Origin of the sequence: Clostridium sp. KNHs205, from assembly GCF_000702945.1 — a bacterium.
Classification (GTDB): Bacteria; Bacillota; Clostridia; order Lachnospirales; family Lachnospiraceae; genus Anaerocolumna.
In genome coordinates, this window is the sequence record NZ_JNLE01000003.1 from 751,501 (window position 1) to 769,108 (window position 17,608).

19 protein-coding genes are annotated in these 17,608 nt (G+C 38.4%); 16 read left to right on the forward strand and 3 right to left on the reverse strand.

The genetic code is table 11. The features are described from left to right. Window positions 1-341: 341 nt before the first annotated feature. The 4 genes from BR73_RS0103270 (at window position 342) to BR73_RS0103285 (ending at window position 3,190) form a co-directional block, all read left to right on the forward strand. Window positions 342-641, forward strand: coding sequence for a WXG100 family type VII secretion target (locus BR73_RS0103270; protein ID WP_033164383.1), 300 nt, complete (start codon window positions 342-344; stop codon window positions 639-641). 158 nt (window positions 642-799) lie between these two features. After that, window positions 800-1,090: a hypothetical protein gene (locus BR73_RS0103275; protein WP_033164384.1), complete on the forward strand. Its 291-nt coding sequence runs from the start codon at window positions 800-802 to the stop codon at window positions 1,088-1,090. Further along, on the forward strand, window positions 1,084-2,712 hold the full coding sequence (locus BR73_RS28100; RefSeq protein ID WP_081848520.1) for a hypothetical protein: 1,629 nt from the start codon (window positions 1,084-1,086) through the stop codon (window positions 2,710-2,712). Before BR73_RS0103275 ends, BR73_RS28100 begins: the two co-directional genes overlap by 7 nt. Before the next feature lie 13 nt (window positions 2,713-2,725). Beyond that, a complete protein-coding gene (locus BR73_RS0103285) occupies window positions 2,726-3,190 on the forward strand; it encodes a hypothetical protein (RefSeq protein WP_033164385.1) in 465 nt (154 codons plus the stop codon). Window positions 3,191-4,247: 1,057 nt separating this feature from the next. On the opposite strand, the gene BR73_RS0103300 is transcribed toward BR73_RS0103285, so the two are convergent. Beyond that, complete coding sequence (locus BR73_RS0103300) at window positions 4,248-4,646, reverse strand: transcriptional repressor (protein ID WP_033164388.1); 399 nt, start codon at window positions 4,644-4,646, stop codon at window positions 4,248-4,250. A 63-nt stretch (window positions 4,647-4,709) separates the two neighbouring features. Next, on the reverse strand, window positions 4,710-5,381 hold the full coding sequence (locus BR73_RS0103305; RefSeq protein WP_033164389.1) for a hemolysin III family protein: 672 nt from the start codon (window positions 5,379-5,381) through the stop codon (window positions 4,710-4,712). A gap of 184 nt (window positions 5,382-5,565) precedes the next feature. On the opposite strand from BR73_RS0103305, the gene BR73_RS0103310 reads away from it, so the two are divergent. Then, complete coding sequence (locus BR73_RS0103310) at window positions 5,566-5,766, forward strand: DUF951 domain-containing protein (protein WP_033164390.1); 201 nt, start codon at window positions 5,566-5,568, stop codon at window positions 5,764-5,766. 297 nt (window positions 5,767-6,063) lie between these two features. Continuing rightward, window positions 6,064-7,437 (forward strand): MATE family efflux transporter, encoded by a 1,374-nt coding sequence (locus tag BR73_RS0103315; RefSeq protein ID WP_033164391.1) that lies wholly within the window; start codon window positions 6,064-6,066, stop codon window positions 7,435-7,437. Between the two features lie 283 nt (window positions 7,438-7,720). Here BR73_RS0103315 and BR73_RS0103320 read toward each other — a convergent pair whose 3' ends face one another. After that, a complete protein-coding gene (locus BR73_RS0103320) occupies window positions 7,721-8,590 on the reverse strand; it encodes an ROK family protein (RefSeq protein ID WP_033164392.1) in 870 nt (289 codons plus the stop codon). Between the two features lie 253 nt (window positions 8,591-8,843). Between BR73_RS0103320 and BR73_RS0103325 the strand changes: the two genes are divergently transcribed. From BR73_RS0103325 to BR73_RS0103370, 10 genes are all read left to right on the forward strand, one after another. Then, on the forward strand, window positions 8,844-9,668 hold the full coding sequence (locus BR73_RS0103325) for an alpha/beta hydrolase (protein WP_033164393.1): 825 nt from the start codon (window positions 8,844-8,846) through the stop codon (window positions 9,666-9,668). A gap of 40 nt (window positions 9,669-9,708) precedes the next feature. Next, complete coding sequence (locus tag BR73_RS0103330) at window positions 9,709-9,981, forward strand: DUF6171 family protein (protein ID WP_033164394.1); 273 nt, start codon at window positions 9,709-9,711, stop codon at window positions 9,979-9,981. A gap of 169 nt (window positions 9,982-10,150) precedes the next feature. Continuing rightward, window positions 10,151-11,203, forward strand: coding sequence for a nitronate monooxygenase family protein (locus BR73_RS0103335; protein WP_033164395.1), 1,053 nt, complete (start codon window positions 10,151-10,153; stop codon window positions 11,201-11,203). Between the two features lie 436 nt (window positions 11,204-11,639). Then, window positions 11,640-11,927: a 30S ribosomal protein S6 gene (gene rpsF / locus BR73_RS0103340; protein ID WP_033164396.1), complete on the forward strand. Its 288-nt coding sequence runs from the start codon at window positions 11,640-11,642 to the stop codon at window positions 11,925-11,927. A 21-nt stretch (window positions 11,928-11,948) separates the two neighbouring features. Then, entirely contained in the window at window positions 11,949-12,386 is a 438-nt protein-coding gene (locus BR73_RS0103345; RefSeq protein WP_033164397.1) for a single-stranded DNA-binding protein, read from the forward strand. Between the two features lie 52 nt (window positions 12,387-12,438). Continuing rightward, window positions 12,439-12,723 (forward strand): 30S ribosomal protein S18, encoded by a 285-nt coding sequence (gene rpsR / locus BR73_RS0103350; RefSeq protein ID WP_033164398.1) that lies wholly within the window; start codon window positions 12,439-12,441, stop codon window positions 12,721-12,723. Between the two features lie 68 nt (window positions 12,724-12,791). Continuing rightward, window positions 12,792-13,511: a DUF4163 domain-containing protein gene (locus BR73_RS0103355; RefSeq protein WP_033164399.1), complete on the forward strand. Its 720-nt coding sequence runs from the start codon at window positions 12,792-12,794 to the stop codon at window positions 13,509-13,511. Window positions 13,512-13,980: 469 nt separating this feature from the next. Further along, window positions 13,981-14,976, forward strand: coding sequence for an MBL fold metallo-hydrolase (locus BR73_RS0103360; RefSeq protein WP_033164400.1), 996 nt, complete (start codon window positions 13,981-13,983; stop codon window positions 14,974-14,976). Between the two features lie 15 nt (window positions 14,977-14,991). After that, window positions 14,992-16,542 carry a nucleoside hydrolase-like domain-containing protein gene (locus BR73_RS0103365; RefSeq protein WP_033164401.1) on the forward strand — a complete coding sequence of 517 codons (1,551 nt, stop codon included), beginning with the start codon at window positions 14,992-14,994 and terminating at the stop codon, window positions 16,540-16,542. 392 nt (window positions 16,543-16,934) lie between these two features. Beyond that, window positions 16,935-17,582 (forward strand): pentapeptide repeat-containing protein, encoded by a 648-nt coding sequence (locus BR73_RS0103370; RefSeq protein ID WP_033164402.1) that lies wholly within the window; start codon window positions 16,935-16,937, stop codon window positions 17,580-17,582. Window positions 17,583-17,608 lie beyond the last annotated feature (26 nt).

The window sequence follows — 17,608 nt, forward strand, 5'->3', positions numbered from 1 at the left end:
CAACTAACCTAAAAAAGGACGCAATATCCCTGTGAGATGTAAAATTTCCACAAAACCGTTAATGTTCATTGTTACTGTTACTCCAGCCTTATTTGAAGCTAGATGAATCATCTAGGTATATATATATTTTAGAATCCTCAAAAAAGTTACTAAAAACAAAAATAAATGTCATATTGTTTCTGTCAGTAAAAAACATAAATGAAATAAAAACTTAAACAAAGTTATGGTATATAAAACATAGATAACAAATATCGTGGCTTAGATTGATGAGAATGAGATATTAATTCTCCTAAAAATAAGGAGCATTAAATAAAATCATACAAATTGAAAGGGGATAAAAAATGGCAGGAACCATTAGAATTACACCGGAAGAACTAAGAGAAGCAGCGAATTTTATCAAACAGAAACAGGATGCAATGACAGCAGATGCAAATGCATTGAATGCAAAAATCAATGAAATTGCAGCGAATTGGGAAGGTGCTGCTCAATCTGCATTTATCAGCGGATTTACTTACGACTTATGGCCGGTTCTGGACAAAACGATGCCTCAGATACTTACTGGAGTTCAAACGCAGTTAACGGAAACTGCAACTACGTTGGAGGAGACAGATAAGGCAATCGCTGACAGACTAAAATTATAAGAATTAAGTTGTAAAGAGGCTGCAGCAGGAAGGGGATGGCAACGATAAAAATCCTTTCCTACTGCAGCTTTTTTCAGAATTTACAATAAGACAGTATATGCTTAGACAAAGTAAAATGAAATAGAGTGGATAATAACTAAATAGGAAGGAGGTATGAGATGTATTACTGGGATTCGGTTGGTGATTTTTTTCATATATCGGACAATGAACGAAAAAGAGAGGAATACAGTAAATTACTCAAATATCTAAATAAGAAGATTCTCAAGGAGGAAGAACTCTATAACAATTTAAAAACAGGCTGTGATATGGTGTTTAGGATAATGAAAAGGACCGAAAAGAAGGAAATCCTGGCTGGGGAGTTAGTTAAAATGTATGATAATAAATTTAGTATCTGCCAGATGGATAATACAAATTTATTGGCATTGCAGCGGGGGGTGGTGAAATGGTAAGACAACTGGGAAGAGAAATAATAGACAAATACACCTGGCTGGAGAGAGCAAATATTACCATGGGTTATTCCACTAACCTCCTCTTTGATTTCGTAGATCTGGATGATCTGTGCAAGGATATCGAAGGCGAACTGGACTCCCAATCCCTGGGGGCAGGATTCTCTTCCCAAGGGCAGCGGATCGATGAGTTCGTGGAACATAGACGTGCATTGTTAAACTATACCAGCGACGTCTTATATGATATTGATGAATATCTGGAAAATCCACTTTATAAAGGGTTTAATAATGCCATCGATAGGATGGCTGCCATTGATATGAGAGATGCAAAGACGGATAATACCATTGGGTTACAGGAACATACTAGTTTGTATGTGGGTGCTGGAAGGTATGATGAGGTTGGGGGAGATATGCTCTCTCTTAATCTGGAGGATTTTATAGGCAGCCGTAATAAGAATAAAAGTCTCACCAATTATCAGAAAGTAGATGATTTTGCGGATTTATTTGCAAAAGACTATGAAGATCTGGTAAATAATGATAAAATAGACCCAAGTAAAAAGACTTTACAGGAGTATCTGGACAGCCTGGTATTAAAAGAATTTACCCATAAAAAGGACGCCCCCTTCTGGAAAGAACTATTAGAATCGTTAAGCGAGATTACTGTCGTAATTCCTATGATTGAGGCAGCAACAGGTAAAACCCTTGTAACAGGAGATTATCTAACGGGTGATGAACAAGCTTTTAAGGTAGTATCAGGGGTAGTAAGCCTGGCGACCTTAGGATATGGAGCGTATGGAGCGATAGTCACGAAAGGCGGGGGAGCGACATTCGGCAAGATTTTTGCTGCAGATATACTGGCTGAAGCGGTGTCAGGGTCAACCGTAATCGTTTGTGATAAGGCAGGAGTGCCTTCTACTGTGACGGTCGCTTTGGCGATTTTTTTAGGATCTACTACAGGAGTCATTGCGGATAAAGCATTTCTTAAAAATACACCGTTGCTTAAGAACGGAATTGAGATTGATGATACTGTAAAATACAAAAAGTATTGGGATGATGTTGCTAATGGGAAGTATGATATACCTTACGGAATGACCTCTGAGGAATATGCTCAGTATTTGAAAGGTTTGGATAAGGTTGATAAGGCTGTTAAAGGGTCAGATGATGTAATTAAGGGTGGCAGTAAGACAAAATTAACAGAACCGATACTTGAAAAAGGAAGTAAACCTAAGGGTAATTATGAAAAAAATAGACCAGGTACCGACGGACAACCAATTATTCGTCAAAATGAAAGTGCTGATTTATTAGCTAGTGAGGGATATGATATTGAGATGCTTCCAGAGACAAAAGGGGGAAATGGTTATGGAAAAAAGCCGACATCAAATCCAGATTTTCTAATTAATGGAGAGGCTTTTGATTGTTATTCACCAGATGGTTCGAATATAAGAAATATATGGTCAACTGTAGAACAAAAAACTATAAAACAAGCAGATAAAATTGTTTTAAATTTAGATGATTACACGGGGTCTATTGATGAATTATATAAACAATTTAAATCGTGGGATATTGAAAATTTAAAAGAACTTTTGGTAATAAAAAATGGAAAAATAACAAGATGGATACCCTAATAAGGAGGTCATAATGTTTTATACATTTTATCTAGGGAAGCAAAAAGATTTTAACAGTCTAAAGGATATCATAAAAAATATTATTAATAATATTGCTAATAATGATATGGTATTAGCAGAAGATAGCAATCATGAATTTGAAATTGATTGTGTTTGGTTTAATTTAAATGCGAGTGATAATGCAAAAGGTATTTTATTTACTAGTGAAGATTATAACATGCAACTGGAATACCTATTATGGTTTGAAATTCACTATTTAGAAAATTATTCATCTGAAAAAATAATGATGGAAGTAATAGGGGATCTCATGAAAGTTTTAGATTGTGATTGTATTTTATTTTCAAATAATGATAAGCCTATATTGGAAAGAAAAGATAACAAAGTTACTGTTGATGATAGCAAATTGAATTCTTCAGAAAGATTTCCTTTCAAGTATATGGATATAGAATATTTGGAAGGGCATTTAGCCCAAATTTGATTTTGAATAGATATTCTTTAATTATGGTTATAATTTAGGACTTCCAACAATCTAAATCTTATCTCTTAATTTAATATCATGACTCTCACGAAGTGACGTTATCCCTGACATGAATTAAGAGACTTAGCTAAAAACTGCATTGGGTATACATCGGATTTCAAGGTGTATAATCGAAATTGGTTTTCAGAAATGTAGCAAAGTGTCTGACAAGTTTTAAATGAAATTCTAAAAAATTTGCTATGAATGCTTTACAACTAAGGGGGATAACCTGTATTCCGAAGAGGTGTATACAAAATGCCACAAAGATGTATACAATTAAATTGTAATATTTTGTTCCTCATTATTACATGTTATGCAATAATGGAAATCTATATAAGAGATAATGATAAACAGATTTATAAAATATCTTACAATATAAATTTGGAGGTGTTTTCAAGGTTTCTTAAATATTGGAAATACCTCTGTTTTCTGTGAGCTATTTCAAGTGAGCTTACGGTATGACATCTGAGGAATATGTTCAGTATTTGAAAGGTTTGGATAAGGTTGATATATGGTTATACTTTAGGACTTCCAACTACCTAAATCCCAGTCTCTATTCAATATCATGGCTCTCACGAAGTAACGACATCCATGATATGAATTAAGAGACTTAACAAAAAAATTTGCTTTGGGTATACGATTGGATCTTTAGGTGTAGTTCCAATATGCTCATATAAACGTACTTTTTGTAGCAAAAAAATTTGTTGCGAAAGGTGCGTTTTATTTGCGAATTTCAAAATTAATTTTTCTCCATGAGGAGACCGAAGTATAATTCAAAAACAGTGGGAAACACTCGAGAAGTCCAGTTTTCTGCAGGAGTTAACAGAGTGATAAGCAGTTACCTCAGACTACAGCTATTTAGGAGCACAGGTGTTATTTAAGCGTCCCAGCAAAGTTTTGTATTCCTTTATTTATAGAAAAAGAAAAACAGTTCAGAATTTTAGATGCAATAAATGCTCCTTCATATATAAAAAGCCCCATTATCCTGATCAGATAAGGGGCTAAAGTTATCACAAGCTTAATGCTTATTTTCTGAACATTTTTTACAGAGTCCATAGAAATAGGTACTGCTGGCTTCAATGGTTCCTTCGAAGTTCTCATCTGCAGAATGAAGAAATTCTTCAACTGCCTCTGCAGGCATTGAAATATCCGCGATTGCGGAACAGTTTCTGCAGATAAAATGATAATGGGGTAAGACATTGCCATCAAAGTGATCACTGCCATTACCATAGGATACCTTTATGATAGATCCCTGTTCAACCAGAAAATTCAGATTGCGGTATACGGTTCCTAAACTGATATTCGGATATATCTTCTTGATATGGTCATATACCATATCAGCCGTAGGATGATCTTTGGTAGTAGACAAGTATTCTTTTATAGATTCTCTTTGTCGGCTAAACTTTGTAGTTGTCATAGCTCACCTCCAATAACAATAATTATTATCAATATTACCACAGATGAGCTAAAATGTCAATATTTAAAAATTCCCCCCGGCTATGAACTTATACATTAGTATAAAATGGCATACAGTACCGCCGATACAGAATAAATGAAAAATCTCGTGGGAGCCGAAATTCTTATGACGGCTGTTAAAGATAGGAAGCTTCAGCGCATATATCACACCGCCTACCGTATAGATTATTCCGCCTGCCAGCAGCCAGTTAAAACCTTCTCTTGGCAGAGTGTTTAAAATAGGTGCAAATGCAAGTACACAGGTCCAGCCCATTGCGATGTAGATAACGGAGGATACCCATTTTGGGCAATACACCCAGAGTGCTTTTAATAAAATTCCAAGTATAGCCATTCCCCATATAAGTATAAGGAGGGCAGTTCCTACTTTTCCTTTCAATGGAACAAGGCAGATTGGTGTATAAGTACCGGCTATTAATATAAAGATCATCATATGATCAAATTTTTTCAGGGCTCTATTGACCTTGTCAGATAAATCAAAGGTATGATATACTGTGCTTGCGGTATAGAGAAGTATCATGCTCAAGGCAAATATACCAAGCGCAATGACTCCTGTTTTATCTGGGGCTTTAGAGGCTTTGACGAGTAAGGGAAATGCGGCGAAGGCAGCCATAAGCATGCCGATAAAATGGGTAATTGCACTTCCTGGATCTTTTGGATGTTTAATAAAGTGAGCCATAATAATCATTCCTTTCATAAAACGTTATTGATAGACGCGTCATGTAGTTTTCGATACTACATGTAATGTATGAATATACTATATCACGTGGTGAGAAAAAATCAAGGGGTTTTTTAAAATTTTTTTATTTTTTATTTTGGGTGTAATAAATAGAAAGAATCACCCGGGAAAGGTTGGAACATAAATGGATATTAAAGTAGGAGATGTAGTGAAATTAAAAAAACAGCACCCATGTGGAAGCTCTCTTTGGGAGGTACTTCGTATTGGCATGGATTTCCGACTGAAATGCCAAGGCTGCGGTCATCAAATTATGATACCGAGAAAACTGGTAGAAAAGAATTTACGGCAATTAATCAGAAAAGACGAAAACCAGGAGAATTTATAACATGGGAATACATTATTGGTAGAAGATACACCATTTCGAATAAATATAATTAGTGTTATAATATCCAGGATAATGCTTCGTTATACAGAAGACCTGAATGATTATTGTTAAACTTTCGCTGATATAAGTTCAAAAGATATGACAGTTCACCCGGGATCCAATGTTGTAAGAGAGCAGTTATAGGAAGCAGACAGTACCATAAACCTGCTTTATGCAAAAAACTATTCATATTGGGTTCAACAGATCCAAAACACGGGTGTTTACAAAGAAATATAAGAAAGTCAGCGAGGAGTAGACATGTCAAATTCAAATGTACGTAACATGACAGAGGGAAAAGAGTTCTCTCTGCTTATCAGGTTTGCCTTTCCTATGCTAATAGGAAACATATTTCAACAGTTTTATAATCTGATAGATTCTATTATTGTAGGTCATTTTGTTGGGTCCGATGCTTTAGCGGCAGCCGGAACTTCAGCGTCCCTGCATTTTTTATTCTTTTCACTATGTATTGGTATGTCAACCGGTATCGGTATATTGATTTCCCAGTACTTTGGTGCCAATCAGGAAAAGGAAGTTAAGAAGACCATTGCGAATGCAATTTATATTATTATGACTGCCGGTATTCTTATGAGCAGTATAAGTGTAATCTTTGCAAGGCAGATACTGGTTTTGTTAAATACGGATCCTAAAATCCTTGACGATTCGGTAGCTTTCATGCGGATCATGTGCGGAGGAATTATTGCAGTAGCAGCATATAATGGAGTGGCAGCAATATTAAGAGCCCTTGGTGATGCCAAGACCCCTCTTATATTTCTGATTATGGCCTGCCTTCTTAATGTGGTGTTGGATTTGCTGTTTGTCTGCGTATTCCATTGGGGTGTAAGAGGAGCAGGTATAGCAACGGTGATTTCCCAGTTTATGGCTGCGGTCACCTGCGGAATCTATGCTGTCATTAAAAATCCCTACTTCCGTATCAAAAAGCAGGATATGAAATTTGATAAATTTATCATGAAGAGAAGTATTTTAATTGGGCTTCCCGTAGCAGCACAGACGGCTTTGATTGCAGTTTCCTGCGTTATCTTACAGGGTGTTGTCAATTCCTTCGGAAAAGATGTAACAGCAGCATTTACAGCAGCCGGACGTATAGAGCAATTGGTACAGCAGCCGTTTAATTCACTGGGTGCAGCTGTTTCTACCTTTGCGGGGCAGAATATCGGTGCCAGAAAACTAGACCGGGTAAGAAAAGGCTTTAACAAGAGTGTTATTATGGTTGCCGTATTCAGCTTGTTTATGCTCGTACTGATACAGCTGACAAGCAGACCTATTATGCAGCTTTTTGTTGATAATGCAGAGGTTATCCGTATAGGCAGCAAGGCTTTAAAGATTACAAGCCTGTTCTACTTTCCTCTTGGTATGATCTATGTTGCCAGAGGTACCTTAAACGGAGCCGGCGATGCAGCATATGCCATGCTGGTTGGTCTGGTAGAGGTAATCGGAAGGGTAGGCTTTGCAGCTATATTAGTTACAATTCCTTTTATCGGTATTTGGGGTATCTGGTATACTTCCGGTTTAACCTGGTTTATTACAGGGCTGTTCAGCGTTGTTCGCTATAAGCAGGGGAAATGGAAGAGGATGTCACTTATTGATAAGAAAATAACGGTTATGGAAACCTAATAAAATACTGCCGGATTGATAAGAGGCGAAACAATTGTTCCGGGAATAAAAGTTCCAGCCTTAGCTTATCTATCCGGCAGTTTTGACTTGCGAGCAGGAGATTTCTGGCGTTAATACGGTGACTCTTATTACTATAATAAACACATTAAAAGGAATCTTTAGAGAAGTTTATCTGTATAAATTTAGGGGCACAAGTGTGATATAACTTGTGCCCCTACTCTTTTTAATTATTTTACAGAAGTCTTATTTTACAGAATTTTTGCTCTTTTACTAATTTAAAATCTTACTCAAGCTCTAATAATGCCAGTTTAATACATCCCATAATACCCTGGTCATCCTTTAAAGCTGCTGGAACAATGTAGTTGTCCATGTCATCTAAAAGAGCAGTTTTCAAATATCCATTCAGCTGTGCTTTAACCTGTTCTCTGATCAGAGGAAACAACTGCGTCTGGTGCATAACACCGCCGCCTAATACGATTCTGTGAGGGGATAGAAGCAATATGTAACCTACTAAAGCCTGTGCGATATAATATGCTTCCAGTTCCCAGGCTTTATGAGCAGGCTCCAGCTCATAAGCCTTCTTACCCCAGCGTTTCTCAATAGAAGGACCGCTTGCAAGGCTTTCCAGACAATTAGGATGATAAGGGCATACACCTTCAAAGGAATCCTCCGGATGTCTGCCTAAAGGAACATGTCCAGCTTCCGGATGCAGCATACCGTGGAGAAGCCCTCCGTTCTGATATACACCAACACCAACACCGGTACCAATGGTAACATAGATACTGGTGCCAAGACCTCTTGTGCTGCCCCAGGTAGCTTCTCCCAGTGCGGAGCCGTTGACGTCCGTATCAAATCCTACGGGAATGCCAAGACCTTCCTTCATGATGCCAACAATATTACAGTCAATCCAGGCTAATTTAGGTGTCGATGTAATATAACCGTAGGTCTTCGAGGTTTTGTCAGGATCAATGGGACCAAAGCAGCCAATACCAAGTGCTTCAATCTTTTTTTTCTTAAAGTAATCTATGATTTTCGGTAAGGTAATGTCAGGGGTTTCTGTTGGAATTGAGATTTGTTCCAGTATTTCACCATTTTCATTGCCGACTGCAAGCACCATTTTGGTTCCGCCGGCTTCTAAAGCACCAAGTAACATAAATAGTATCCTCCGTTGTAGAAATATTTATTGTCCCTATTTTAACTTATAACGGTAAAAAAATATAGGTCAAATTATATGATTATTATAGGATTTTCTGTGTTGGTTAAACAGTGGAGGGAAATGATTCTCCTGCAATATATTTTATTCCGGTATAACCATTGAGGGTTTGATCTATTGGTGCTATAATGTAGTAAATTATTGTTTATAAACTGACAGTCAGATTGGGTTAGAAAGGAAGGTATTGGTACTTATGAGGTGTTTTACCACGGAGATTAAACTTGAGTTTGGAGAATTAAAGGAACCGGCTGTATTATGGGGATACATTCCGAATAATTTCTCTGAGATTGATATAGACAGAAAACATCCGGCAGTTTTAGTATTACCGGGCGGTGGTTATGGCTACACTTCCGAGCGGGAGGGTGAAGCAGTGGCCCTCAGACTGGCAGCGGAAGGTATATGTGCTTTTGTCCTGAAATACCATACAGCACCTGCCAGATTCCCTGTAGCGCTTAGTGAGGCTTTAACGGCAATTGCATACATAAGGGAAAACAGTGAAGAATATCATGTAGACAGCTCAAATGTCAGTGTCTGCGGATTCTCTGCGGGAGGACATTTAGCAGCATCTACAGGTGTTCACTGGAACAAAGAAGAGATACTGAAGGGAATTGGCAAGGAAGCTTCTGAGGTAAGGCCGGACAGTCTGATATTATGCTACCCTGTTATTACCAGCGGTGAATACACCCACGAGGGTTCCATGAGCAATCTTCTGGCTGAGAGAAGACAGGACCCAGAGCTTATCGCTTTTAACTGTCTGGAGACTCAGGTAACGAAGGATACACCAAGAACCTTCCTATGGCATACTTGGGAGGATGGTGCTGTTCCTGTTGAAAATTCCCTGTTTTTTGCGGCGGCTTTGGCTAAAAATAAGGTGTTAACAGAGATGCATATCTATCCTCACGGCCACCACGGTCTCTCTCTTGGAAATCATGTAGTGAACGGAGATTGGAAATACGAAGAAAAACATCCCTCCGCTGAATGGATAAACAAAGCAGTAGATTTTGTATACAACAAATAGAGAATCTTAATAGAGTAAAGACAAGACAAGGGAGAAAAGTGTGGCAGAAGATACAAAAGCCTTTTGCAGAAAATGTCTGCTGGAGGATATGCCGGAAAATGAATATTTCAAAAGTCTGAAAGAATATGTAGCCCATCTGGATGAAGACATAAAGGTGCCTCCTAATGTGTATGAAGAACGGTTAAAGCATTGCAGGCAGTGTGATCAGCTGTTAAACGGCATGTGCAGACAGTGCGGCTGTTATGTGGAACTAAGGGCAGCAATGAAGAAGAATTATTGCCCGGCGGCGAATAAGAAATGGTTATCTGAATAAAGCTATTGCAAGAAATCAGGAAATCCGGTGTATAAGTGAACGGGTTCCGGTTTTTTGCAATAGCTTTTGCTATGAGCCGGAATATTTCCTAAAGGAAGCAGACAAAAACGGCCAAGGCCGTGGTTGTTGTAATTTGCCTGTTAGCAGCAGGAAGAAAAGAGGAATTGCAATGTTTCACTCATTGAAAATAGGAGATCTTACCGCTAAATTACCGATTATACAAGGTGGAATGGGCGTGGGCATTAGTTTAAGTTCTCTGGCAGGTGCAGTAGCTGCCAAAGGAGGAATCGGAGTGATATCAACTGCCCAGATAGGCTTTACCGAAGTTGATTATGACAGGAAACCCCTTGAAACGAATTTAAGGATGGTGGGAGAACATATAAGAAGAGCAAGGCAGGCTGCCAAAGGAGGTATCCTGGGTGTTAATATCATGGTTGCCACCAAGAATTATGAAATGTATGTAAAAGAAGCGGTGAAGAATGGCATTGATATTATCATTTCCGGGGCAGGTCTTCCCACTGAGCTGCCGGCATTAGTAAAGGGAACGAAAACAAAGATTATTCCCATTATATCCTCTTTAAAGGGAGCCAGAGTACTTCTAAAGCTCTGGGACAGAAAAGAAAATACCGCACCGGATGCAGTGCTTATTGAGGGACCCAAAGCCGGAGGACATTTAGGCTTTACGGCAGAGGAGATTCAGAACCACGATGAGGGTGCCTACAAGAAAGAAATAGAAGAGATCGTTAGTCTTGTAAAGGAATACAGCGAAAAGTATGAGAAAGACATTCCGGTCATTACAGCAGGTGGAATCCTGAATAAACAGGACATGGAAGAATATTTCTCTCTTGGTGTCAAGGGCATACAGGTGGCGACCAAATTCGTGACCACCGAGGAATGTGATGCTGATTATCGTTATAAAGAAGCCTATATAAACTGTAAAAAAGAAGACATTATGATTGTAAAAAGCCCTGTGGGAATGCCAGGAAGAGCAATAAGGAATGATTTTATTGAAAAAACGCTCCTTGGCAGGGTTCCGGTTAATCATTGCCACGGTTGTATAAGGACCTGCAACCCAAAGGAAACACCTTATTGTATAACAGAAGCATTGATTAATGCAGCAAAAGGAAATATTCAGAAAGCCTTGCTATTCTGTGGGGCCAACGCATATCTTGAAGACAGGATAAGAACCGTTGATAATGTGCTGGGGGATTATTTTGGTTAGATGTAAACACTAAACCAAGATTCTATTAGCGGCGAAACCCAGAAATAAAAAAGAGAATATCCTTTGATTGAAATAATCAAAACGGATGTTCTCTTTCTTTGTATATTCCATTGATAATTTTGCTGTAATTTGGTATTATTTACATATTACGTGATTGTTCCAAGGAAAGGAACTGGGAGGAAACGAAGTTATAAATTTGCATTATATGATTACCAGTAAAGCTATTAATTATTTAGTACACATATTAATAAAGCACAACATTGTAAAATTAACTTGCCAAGCTTTACAAAATATGATAAAATACATATTTGTGATATGTTATAAATAATTTTCCTTGCTCTTTCCATACAAAGGGATTCCATGAATCCGACTTTGTCAATTACCGCAGCGGTAATAGCGAGAGAGGGCCAGAGACCAGAAGGAGGTGCAGACAACTATGAACCAGTATGAATTATCCTTAGTTGTAAATGCAAAAATCGAAGACGAAGCCAGAAACGCAACAGTGGAAGCCGTTAAAGAACTTATTACAAGATTCGGCGGCAACATTACAAACATTGATGAATGGGGTAAGAAGAAATTAGCTTACGAAGTTCAGAAAATGAAAGAAGGCTTTTATTATTTTATCCAATTCGATGCTGACTCAACATGCCCAGGCGAAGTTGAAGATCGTATTCGCATTATGGAAAATGTAATCAGATTCTTATGCATTAGACGGGACGCATAGTAAAAGGAGGTATTCCTTAGTATGAATAAAGTCATTTTAATGGGTCGTCTTACCAGAGACCCGGAAGTTAGATACTCCCAGGGGGAGAATTCCACAGCAATTGCCAGATATAGCCTGGCAGTAGACCGCAGATTTAAAAGACCCGGAGAAGCAGATGCGGACTTTATCAATTGCGTAAGCTTTGGTAAAAGTGCAGAATTTGCAGAAAAGTATTTTAAACAGGGAACTAAGATTGCTGTTACAGGAAGAATCCAGACAGGCAGTTATACTAACAAAGATGGGCAGAAAGTATATACAACGGATGTAGTAGTAGAAGAACAGGAATTTGCAGAGAGCAAAGGTTCATCGAATAACGAGTCCGGCTATCAGCAGACCCAGAGGCCGACACCCAGCCAAGCCGTAGGCGATGGATTTATGAATATCCCTGACGGACTGGATGAGGAGCTGCCATTTAGTTAAAGCATAAAGAATAGAGAATAATCAGTTATTCATTGGATAAGGAGGTCAAGTCATGGCATACAATAAAAATGACAGAAACAATAGAGATGATAAAGGCGATTCACCTATGAGAAGAAGAAATACTCGTAGAAGAAAAAAGGTTTGCGTATTCTGTGCGGATAAGAACCATACAGGAATTGACTATAAGGATGTAAACAAGTTAAAGAGATACGTATCCGAAAGAGGTAAGATTCTTCCCAGAAGAATTACCGGAAACTGTGCAAAACATCAGAGAGCTCTTACCGTAGCGATTAAGAGAGCAAGACATATTGCACTTATGCCTTACACACTGGATTAATAATGTAAAGCCGTTACATGACTAATGTAACGGCTTTTTTGTAATCTTTAGAAAGAGAGGTTTCTTATATGAGAAGTTATAAATTTAAACCCGTAATCTGTTTTTTTGTTATTATATCAATCCTTTTATTAGGCACAGGGCCGGCAGCTTTTGCTGCTACAGCAATAAAAGCAGAATACACAATGAAAAAAGATAAGGTGATTTTTAAAGATAATAATGGGAAAGTAAGAGGCGTAATCTTTTTTCAATACCCTGTTATGAAAGGGGATACAAGGGCTGCAAAGAAAATCAATGAGGTTTTAGCAAAAGACAGTAAGGCCTTTATGCAGGATGAGAATGCGAAAGGATTGAAGGAATCTGCAGAAACAGCAATAAGTAATAATTTATTTTACAGTGAAGAGGAGCAATATTATTATAAAACAGAATGCAAGGTGACCTATAACGATAACTCCATCATTAGCTTGCATATGATAACTGGCTGGTATGCAGGCGGAGTTTATAATCAAACGGATTACGGATATACCTTTGATTTAAAGAGTGGAGAAAAGCTTGAATTAAAGGAGGTTGCCCCAGGAGATCCCGTAACAATTAAAAAAAATATATTGGTTGCCGCTAAAAAATATCTTACTTCCGGTAATGATTTTGAAAAGGGGGCCTATGATTATATTAAGTCCTGTAAGTTAAAGGAATATAAATTTTATCTAAGCAAGAGTAAAATATATATTTGCTTTGAGAGTTATGAATTAGGAAGAGGAACTGGCTGGGATATTTTTTCTATAAAGAGATAAGTATTGTTTTATACGTTCCTAGTCACTGGTACCTTAAATACACCTGTGCGTAGGTATTGTGACAGTACATTGTGCCAGGAGGGAAAGACTGTGGAAGACCGCTGTATACTTCTTGTATACAGTTTGAATAAAATGAAAATAGCCGTTACATGACTTCGTGATATGATTCCTACAAAGTGACAGATTTTTATTAATTCTGTTTTCTTTGGCGAAATATCATATCACTTTGGTTGTGGAGCGGTTTTTTGTTTGTGCTTTTTTTGTTTCACTTTCCTGCGAATATATTTACCTATAATGCTTTAAACTGCACATCGCTTGATGTTTGCTCTGTTTTATTATAACCTCAGTTTAAGACATACAATTCTGATCAATAACGTGAAGGAAAGAGGTATTCCAAATGTAAAAATACTGATTTCTGAACAACTTAGCTTTGCAGGCGGAATTGTATCAAATCCAGGAGGTTAATTTTATGCGGTGGAAAAAGAATATGGATCCTTTAGATATGTCACGTTTTCGTGATATTTTTATTGAGGACGAGGAGGGAAATCTTCAGACAAAGGATGAGCCATACTTTAAGGCTAATCTGATAGCACCGGGCACATGGCAGGTACTCAGTGACGGTGATTATACCTATGTGGTTGAAGGGGATGATGAAATCATTGCAATTGACAGTGGTATGGGTGCCGGCAATATCAGAGAGTTCTGTCAGACCTTGTCCGAAAAACCTTTGTATCGCCTTTTCAATACCCACAATCACTTTGATCATACTGCCAACAACTATTTGTTTGATGTTGTCTATATGTCCCAAAAGAGTTATGAGGGCAGATGCCAGCCCTTCGGAGGCTTTGAGGGGATGGATATCCCGGCGGATTATCCGGTGGTTTTCCTAAAGGACGGTGATGTCATCAACCTGAATGGCCGTGAACTGGAGGTTTACAATATAGAAGAACATTGCAGCGGGTCATTGCAGTTTCTGGATCGTAAAGCACGCATTCTGTTTTGCGGTGACGAGCTGAACGGAAATTTCTTTGACAGCAGGATTTCTGTAGAGCATTCTTACCGTAATATCAAACGCTGGAGGTCCTTTCGGGATTCCTATGATCTTCTCTGTGCCGGCAATGGAATTCACGATGCAAACTATGTTGACAGATACTATGAGACCTTGAAGTATATTCTTGAGGGTCATGAAAATGAGGGAGAGGAATTCTATGTTCCTTATGAAGACCCCAGAGCAGCTTCTGACAGCAAAGATGGTAGACCTGTTTTTGCAAGACGCAGCCCGGACATGGATTTTGTGGCAGATGCCATGAAAGCTTCGGGGTTTGAAAAACATCTTGAGCTTAACGGCGGCAGAGGCTGCTTTTGCTTCATGAGAAAGCTGAGTCCGGATGGAATATTTGACCGGCAGTTAGAGAAAAACGGTTGCAGGGTCTGCTATTACCTCAATCGAATATGGGATAAATAAAAGGAGCGAAGAAATATGAATAAATCAAAACCGCGAGCAATTATTACGACAGATCTGGAATGTGATGATATGAACTCATTGATTCATCTTTGCCTGTATCTTAATGAAATCGACCTGGATGGGATTGTATACACCTCCTCACAGTTCCATTTTAACGGAGACGGAGTACATACCCTTGGAGAAGTAAATCCAAATTACCGGTGCCAGGGAGAAGCTGCCTATATGACTCATATAGGCTATCCGCACCCGGATCCCGAAGCAAAGAATCTAAAAAGCTACCGGCCCTTTGAAGCTGGCTGGATAGAGTCTCTTTGGTCGAATGAATATACCTTAGCCTATCCAAGCCTACTGCAAAATCATCCGGACTTTCCTTCACCGGAAAGATTACTTAGTATCACAAAGTATGGAAATATTGCCTTTGAAGGGGATGTCAGAGAAGCTACAGAGGGTTCAGAGCTCATAAAAGAAGCTATTCTGGATAAGGATGAAAGGATACTGTACCTGCTTTCCTGGGGTGGTGTGAACACGATTGTGCGAGCACTATTATCCATAGCGGAGGAATACAAAAATACGAACCTGTGGGAGGATATCTACGAATTAGTATGCCGTAAAGTCAGAATATTAGGTGTATTTAATGGTGTAGGGCAGGATAATAGTTATGAAGACCATGCAAAGGGACTTTACCCGGACATAAAAATATTGTGCACGGATTTTATGTATGGAGGTTTTATGGCCCCAATTAGTGAACAGGAGGATTGTATTGAGACCTTTCACAGTGAATGGCTGAAGAAAAATATTAAGTATAACCATGGTGTTTTGATGTCTAAGTACGGTCTTTTCGGAGATGGGACTTATTATGAAGGGGAGCCGGAGGTCTTTCAATATGGTAAGCAGCTGTCTTTGAACTGGGGATTTGATGCTATACCAAACACAACCTTTCATCCATATGATTTCCTGGGAGAGGGAGACAGCGGGACGTATGTTCTATTATTTGATGTAGGGTTAAGAGGACTTGAGAACGGGAATTATGGGACTTTGCTGGGCCGTGTTTTTGAAGGCAGCAAAGGACCCCAGGAGGGCTACAATTTCTTCACCGGAAGTGAGGGCACCCCTAACCGGTTCCTGCGTGGATATCAGGAAGAGTGGGCAGCTCGTGCTGAATGGTGTGTCAAACCTTTTAAAGAGTGCAATCATCCACCCATTGTCAAAGTGGCAAAGGGGGATATAACAGCAGCAGCTGGGGAAGTTGTGCTGCTTGAGGGGAGTGCTTCGGACCCGGATGGGGATAATTTAAGAGCAGGTTGGTATTTATATCATCAAGGCAGTAACTACTCCGGGCTGGCAAAGGATCTGCGTGTATGGGAGCCAATGCTTTTCCGCACTCGTTTTACAATTCCAAAGGATGCCAGGCCAGGGGATTATTTTAATCTGATATTAGAAGTGCAGGATGATGCGGAAAAACCGATTACCCGCTATGCACAGGTAATCGTAACAGTGAAAGAACCAGTAGATGGGCAGGCGCAGAAGAATGAATACAACAAGCTAAATATGTTTGAAGCGTTATAAAATAAAAACAGCAAATAACGGTGGCTTTATAGTAAAATGCTTGTGATAAAGATAATTAAATCCAACTGTCCCGAATTGGTTATCCAATCTGAAATAGCTATGGAAGGAAAAACAGTTTGTAGTGTGTTATGGATAAGAAGGGAGACGTTTTAGTCACATTCACTATGATAATATAGAGATATTTAATAACGGAAACTTTAAAAGCTCTGCTGGTACCGGCAGAGCTTTAATATATTTGGAGGAACTTTATAGCTGTAATTATAGATTAATATATATTATAATAACAGAAAGATAGTTTAGGCAGAATTGTGAAAGGAAAATACGTTATTAATATTTATAGTATTAATAATGGACATATCTTAAGTTGACTTGAGATATAAAAAGGTAAAAGAATGAAGATAAACGAACCGAAAATAACAAGCTTAAGAGAAGCGGGTCCCCTTATAAATCAAATAATTGAACTGCAAGCACTGGAACAATCGGCAGAAGGCTTAAAGTTCTCATCAGATTATCTGTCAGGAGAAGATCTGTCAGGTATAGATTATAACTGCGTTGAATTTGACAATTGCAAGCTGGTAAGCTGTGATTTTAGTAAAGCAGGTTTTGCCAATGTTTATTTCAAGTACTGTGATATATCGAATTGTAATTTTGAAAACTGCTATTTTAATCAGGTGGAATTTATCTCCTGCAAGGGGGTGGGAAGTAAATTTCAGAATTCAACCATCAAGCATGTGCTAATCAACGATGGGAATTTTACCTACGCTAATTTTGAGCATTCAAAGCTTCAGAAGGTTATAATAACTAATTCTAACTTTAGCAATGCTGCATTAGCAGAATGTATACTGAAAGAGCTTGAACTTCAAAAGGTAACATTTAACAACTGTGATTTTTTCAAAACACCTTTAAAAGGAATTGATTTTAGAGATAGCAGTATTGATGGAATCGTATTATCAGACACCTACAAAGAACTGGTTGGGGCAATTGTGGATACATATCAAGCTGCAGCCTTAGCCCGCTTTTTAGGAGTTGAGGTTAAATAATTAAACATTTTTGCAGTATATTTCTT